This is a genomic window from Allobosea sp. 01N443 (genome assembly GCF_056399325.1).
Genome location: NZ_JBFTRC010000276.1, coordinates 1 through 5,715, shown reverse-complemented (window position 1 = coordinate 5,715; position 5,715 = coordinate 1). Strand labels below are relative to the sequence as shown.

The following is a 5,715-nucleotide window of genomic DNA, read 5'->3' as shown; positions in this document are numbered from 1 at the left end:
CGCCAACCCAGATCCTGCTTGCGCTCGCCGGCGAGGTCGCCCTGCTGCTCTGGAGCGTGCAGCTGGTGACGGCAGGCGTTTCGGCCGCCTTCGGCAGCCGCTTGCGCGCGTTGCTGGCGACAGGTCTCGACAGTCGCTGGCGGGCCTTCGGCGCGGGTCTCATGGTGACGGCCGGCCTGCAATCCAGCACGGCGACCGCGATGATGATCGCCTCGTTCTCCGGCGCCGGTTTGATCGCGCTGGCGCCGGCCCTGGCGATGATGCTCGGCGCCAATGTCGGGACGACGCTGATCGTCCAGTTCGTCGGCTTCGACACCAGCATGATGGTGCCGCTCCTGCTCCTCGTCGGCTATCTCGGCATGCGCCGCTTCGGCCGGTTGGCCGCCAATGAAATGGCGAAGGCGCTGTTCGGGCTGGGCCTGATGCTGCTGTCGCTTCGCCTGATGCAGGCCACCATGGCGCCGGTCGAGCACTCGCAGGTGCTGCGCGCGGTTCTCGGCGCGCTCTCGGGCGATCCGCTGATCGCCCTGCTCCTGGCCGCGGTGCTCAGCTTTGCCGCCCATTCCTCGCTTGCGGCGATTCTGGTCGTGATGAGCCTTGCCGCGACCGGGGTCGTGGGAACCCAGACCATGCTGGCGATGGTGATGGGCTGCAATCTCGGCACGGCGCTCAATCCCCTGGTTCAGGCCATGAACGGGAATGCCGCGGCCAGGCGCGTGCCGGTGGGCAACCTCGCCAACCGCATCCTGGGCTGCACGGCCGGCCTGTTGCTTCTGCCCGTGCTGACACCGGTCGTGGAGCGGTTCGCGAGCCATCCGGCGCAATCGGCGGCGCTGTTCCACCTTGCCTTCAACATCGTGATGGCTGTGCTCTTCCTTGTCCCGCTGCCGGCTTTCGCGGGCATTCTGACACGCCTGCTGCCCGATCCCGCGCCGGAAGCCGACCCCTCGCGTCCGCGTTATCTCGACACCGCAGCGCTCACGACGCCGACGCTCGCGCTCGCCAATGCGACCCGCGAGGTGCTGCATATGGCCGATGTCGTCGACGGGATGCTGAAGACGTCGCTGATGGCGTTCGAGGGCGACGATCCGGCCCGGGTGGCCGAGGTCAGCCGTGCCGACGACGTGCTCGACAACCTCTATAACCAGATCCAGCTCTATGTCGGCGCGATCGCGCATGAGACGCTGTCGCGATCCGACGAGCACCGGCTCTCGGAGGTGCTGACATTGGCGATCAATCTCGAGCATATCGGCGACATCATCGAGAAGAACCTGATGCAGATGGCCGGCAAGCGCATCCGCGACCAGCGCCGGTTGCCCGAGGACGCGCTTGCCCGCATCGCCGATACCCATGACCGGTTGCGGGATCACCTGCGCCTGGCGCTCACGGTCTTCATCTCGCAGGACGAAGCCACCGCGCGCCGGATCGTGCGCGAGAAGGAAACCTTCCGCGAACTGGAGCGGGAAGCGATCGAGGCCCATCTCGCCGAGATGCGCACCGGCAGCCGCGAAGCGGTGATCGTCAGCGCGCTCCAGCTTGATATCGCGCGCGATCTGAAGCGCATCGACGCCCATATCGCCGCCACCGTGCACGGACTTCTCGAACAGCGGGGAGCCCTGATGGGAAGCCGCCTGATGCGGGCGGCCGAGTGAGCGCACTTGCGGCTTGCCCACTCTTCGGGTGCGATGAAATCATCCTGCTCCCGCACTCCACCGTGTTCACCAGCAGCATGGTGACCGTTACCGGACCGCCGACGCCCGGAACGGGCGTGATGGGGGGCTCCTGGAGCAATGCCAGCAAGACTGCGTCGCGGCTTTGCCTCCGGAATTGCGTGAAGACAAAGGGCTAAGGGATTGCAGGTGAATCCGATTTTCACCGGAAACGCACTAGATCATCGGACCGGACATCGTATCCAGCCCGATGATCTAACCCTTTGTCTTTGCATCGGCTTTGCCCCGAAAACCGCAATCCACCTTTCGGGCCGACGCTCTAGCGAAAAATGACGGTCCGCCGGCCGGCCAGCATCACCCGCCGCTCGATATGCAGGCGCAGCGCACGCGCCAGGACGACCGCCTCGATGTCGCGCCCGACGCTGACGAGATCGTCGGGAGCCAGCGAATGATCGGCGCGCGCGACGTCCTGGTCGATGATCGGGCCTTCGTCGAGATCCGGGGTGACGTAATGGGCCGTCGCGCCGATCAGCTTCACGCCGCGATCATAGGCCTGATGGTAGGGCCTGGCGCCCTTGAAGCTCGGCAGGAAGGAATGGTGGATGTTGATCGCCCGCCCGTCGAGCGCACGGCAGAGATCGTTGGAGAGCACCTGCATATAGCGGGCGAGCACGACCAGCGACGCATCGGTCTGCGCAACCAACTCCAGCAGCCTTGCCTCCTGCTCCGCCTTGGTCTCCGCCGTGACCGGCAGATAGTGGAACGGGATGCCGTAATTCTGCGCCAGCGGCTCGAAATCCCGATGGTTCGAGACGATCGCGGGAATCGTGATGTTGAGGTTCCCCGTCGCCTGGCGGAAGAGCAGATCGTTCAGGCAATGGCCGAAGCGTGACACCATCAGCAGGACGCGGGCCGGACGGGCCGTATCGACCGCGTCCCAGCTCATCTGAAAGGTGCCGGCCACGCCGTCGAACTCACGCCGGAACGCCGTGACGTCGAAGCGGTCGCCGGCGGCGAAGGCAACGCGCATGAAGAAGCGGCCGTCGCGCGGATCGCTGAACTGCGCGCTTTCCAGGATGTTGCAGCCGTGCCGGTAGAGCACGCCGCTGACGGCATGCACGATTCCCGGCCGGTCCTCGCAGGCGAGGTTGAGGACACGGGCGGGCTTGCGCAGGACGATATCCCTGGGAATGGCGGGGGCGAGCGGCGTGAGATCGGTCATCCCCTCAGGCTCCGCGCGCCTGCCCGCGGTCGAGCGGTGCGGCGAGGCTCGCCGTGACGGGGATCGCCGTGCCCGCGAGATCGATCGTCCAGTTGCGCGCATCGAGCCAGGCCTGGTCGATCGGCTCGTGGCTTTCAGCCCAGCCGAGCGCGACGATTCCGCCGAGGGTTGCGCCGAAGGCCGCGGAGGTGATCTCGCCGACCGGCCTGCCATCGGCCAGGATCGCCTCGCCGCCCCAGGCCATCTGACCGTTCGGACGGGGGCCGACAAGCGCGACCAGCCGCTTGGTGCGCGGCGCCGCGCGGGCAATGGTGAGGGCGTCGCGGCCGATGAAATCGCCCTTGTTCAGCTTCACGGCGAAGCCGAGGCCAGCCTCGTAGGGATTGACGTCGGGCGTCAGCTCGCGTCCCCAGGCGCGGAAGCCCTTCTCGATGCGCAGCGAGTCGACCGCGTAGTATCCGACATCGACGAGACCGAGAGCGGCTCCGGCCTCGTGCAGCATATCGTAGATCGCGGCTGCGAATTCCGCGGGCACGTAGAGTTCGAAGCCCTCCCCCAGATAGGAGCGGCGGCAAGCCCAGGTCGTGGCATAGCCGATGGTGATCTGCCGGATCGCGTTGGCGGGGAAATCGACGGGATCGAAGGAGACGGGCGAGACGCGAGCGAGGATCTCGACGACCTTCGGGCCGGCCAGCGAGAGCACGGCATAGGCCGATGTCACGTCCGTCAGCGTCGCTCCCTCCGGAAGCTGGCGCCTGATCCAGTGCGCGTCGCGCGTCGCCTGGGCGGTGCCGGTCAGGAGCAGGTAGGTGTCGGGCGCGATGCGGGCGGCCGTCAGGTCGCTTTCGAAGGTGCCGCGCGCGTTGAGCAAGGCCGTGTAGACCGAGCTGCCCACCGGAACCGCGACATCGTTGGCGGAGAGGCGCTGCAAGGCCGCTTCGGCCTGCGGACCCTGCAGCAGGAATTTGGCGAAGCTGCTCATGTCCACAAGCCCCGCCGTCTCGCGGCAGGCTCGATGCTCCGCGGCGACCGTTTCGAACCAGTTCTGCTGCCCGAAGGAATAGCTGATCCTGCGCTCATCCTCGGTGCGGGCGAAATAATTCGCGCGTTCCCACCCCATCTTGGAGCCGAAGACAGCCTGTTTGGCGGCCAGGCGCTCATAGAGCGGCGAGCGGCGGAAGGGCCTTGCGGTATCGAGTTCGCGGTTCGGCCAGGGCATGGCGTAGTGAAGGCCAAGCGTGTCCTTGATGCGATCCTTCAGCCAGGCCGGATTGTTGTTGAACCTCGCGAAGCGGCGAATGTCGACGGGCCAGAGATCGCTCGTGGCCTCGCCCGCGACGATCCATTCGGCCAGCGCGCTGCCGGCGCCGCCGGCAGAGGCGATCCCCATCGAGTTGAAGCCGGCGCCGATATAGACACCCGCCACTTCCGGAGCCTCGCCCAGAAGGAAATTGTTGTCCGGCGTGAAGCTCTCGGGACCGTTGAGGAAGGTCTTGATCTCGGCCGTCTCCAGGGCCGGCACGCGCTGCAGCGCGTTTTCCATCAGGATGGCGAACTGGTCCCAGTCATCGGGCAGGAGCTGGAACTCGAACGGATAGGGGATGCCGTCCATGCCCCAGGGTTTCGCGTCGGGCTCGAAGCCGCCCATCACCAGGCCGCCGACCTCCTCCTTGTAGTAGGTGTAGCCATCGGGATCGCGCATCACCGGCAGGTCCGGCGTCACGCCCTCGATCTTGCCGGTGACGATGTACATGTGCTCGGCCGAATGCAGTGGCACCGACACGCCGCACATCTGCCCGACCGCGCGTGACCATTGGCCCGCGCAGATCACCAGGACCTCGCATTCGACCCGGCCCTGATCGGTCTGCACCGCCCTCACCCGGCCCTTCTCAGTCTCGATGCCGGTGACGCGGATCCCCTCGCGCACGATTGCGCCGCGGCTACGGGCGCCGCGCGCCAGCGCCTGGGTGATGTCGGACGGGTTCGCCTTGCCGTCGCCGGGGAGCCAGACGCCGCCGACGAGATCGTCGGTGCGCATCACCGGCCATTTCTCGCCGGCCTCCTTCGGGCTCAGCTCCTCGATCTCCACCCCTTGAGCGCGCGCCGCCGAAATGGTCCGGCGCAGCTGTGTCATGCGTTCGGGCGTGCGAGCGACCGAAACCGAGCCGCAGCGTTTCCAGCCGGTGGCGAGCTCGGTCTCCTGCTCCAGCGACGCGTAGAGCTCGGTGGAATAGCGGATCAGGCGCGTCATGCTCGACTGGCTACGCAGCTGCCCGACCAGGCCGGCCGCGTGCCAGGTGGTGCCCGAGGACAGGCGCCCCTGCTCAAGCAGGAGCACATCGCGCCAGCCGAGCTTGGTCAGATGATAGGCGACGGAGCAGCCGACAATACCGCCGCCGATGATGACGACACGAGAGTGGGTGGGAATGGACATGAGCGCCTCCGCGATGGAGGCAGCCTAGCAGGCAAAATCCACAAAACAACAAAAAACCACAAAACGGGCAAAATCAGGAAACGAGCAGACGCACTCCGTTCCTGGTGAGGTTCGCGGCGATCGGGTCCGGCGGAAGCCGGTCGACCAGCAGTCCCGCGCAGGTTTCGTCGCCGCCGATCCGGCTGGGAAGGACAAGGCCGAACTTGCTGCTGTCGGCCATCAGGAAGCCTTGCTCCGCCGCGTTCAGGAGAGCGCTTCGGATGGCTGCTCCGGCGCGCGTGTAGTCGGTCAGCCGCCCTTCCGTGTCGACGCCGCCGACGCTGACGAAGGAGACATCCGCCGAAAGGCGCCCGATCGCCCGCAGGGCCTCCGTGCCCGAGGTCGCATCC

General features: G+C 66.8%; 4 protein-coding genes. 1 reads left to right on the top strand and 3 read right to left on the bottom strand.

The features are described 5' to 3' along the window. The coding region (locus tag AC1DRP_RS34390; RefSeq protein WP_476770880.1) for a Na/Pi cotransporter family protein at positions 1 to 1,652 on the top strand (1,652 nt) is incomplete at its 5' end. Between the two features lie 337 nt (positions 1,653 to 1,989). Here the strand turns inward: AC1DRP_RS34390 and purU are convergent. The 3 genes from purU to AC1DRP_RS34375 all read right to left on the bottom strand — a co-directional run. Further along, a complete protein-coding gene (gene purU, locus AC1DRP_RS34385; protein ID WP_476770879.1) occupies positions 1,990 to 2,892 on the bottom strand; it encodes a formyltetrahydrofolate deformylase in 903 nt (300 codons plus the stop codon). Between the two features lie 4 nt (positions 2,893 to 2,896). Continuing rightward, entirely contained in the window at positions 2,897 to 5,326 is a 2,430-nt protein-coding gene (locus tag AC1DRP_RS34380; RefSeq protein ID WP_476770878.1) for a GcvT family protein, read from the bottom strand. A gap of 73 nt (positions 5,327 to 5,399) precedes the next feature. Further along, the coding region (locus AC1DRP_RS34375; protein ID WP_476770877.1) for a DeoR/GlpR family DNA-binding transcription regulator at positions 5,400 to 5,715 on the bottom strand (316 nt) is incomplete at its 5' end.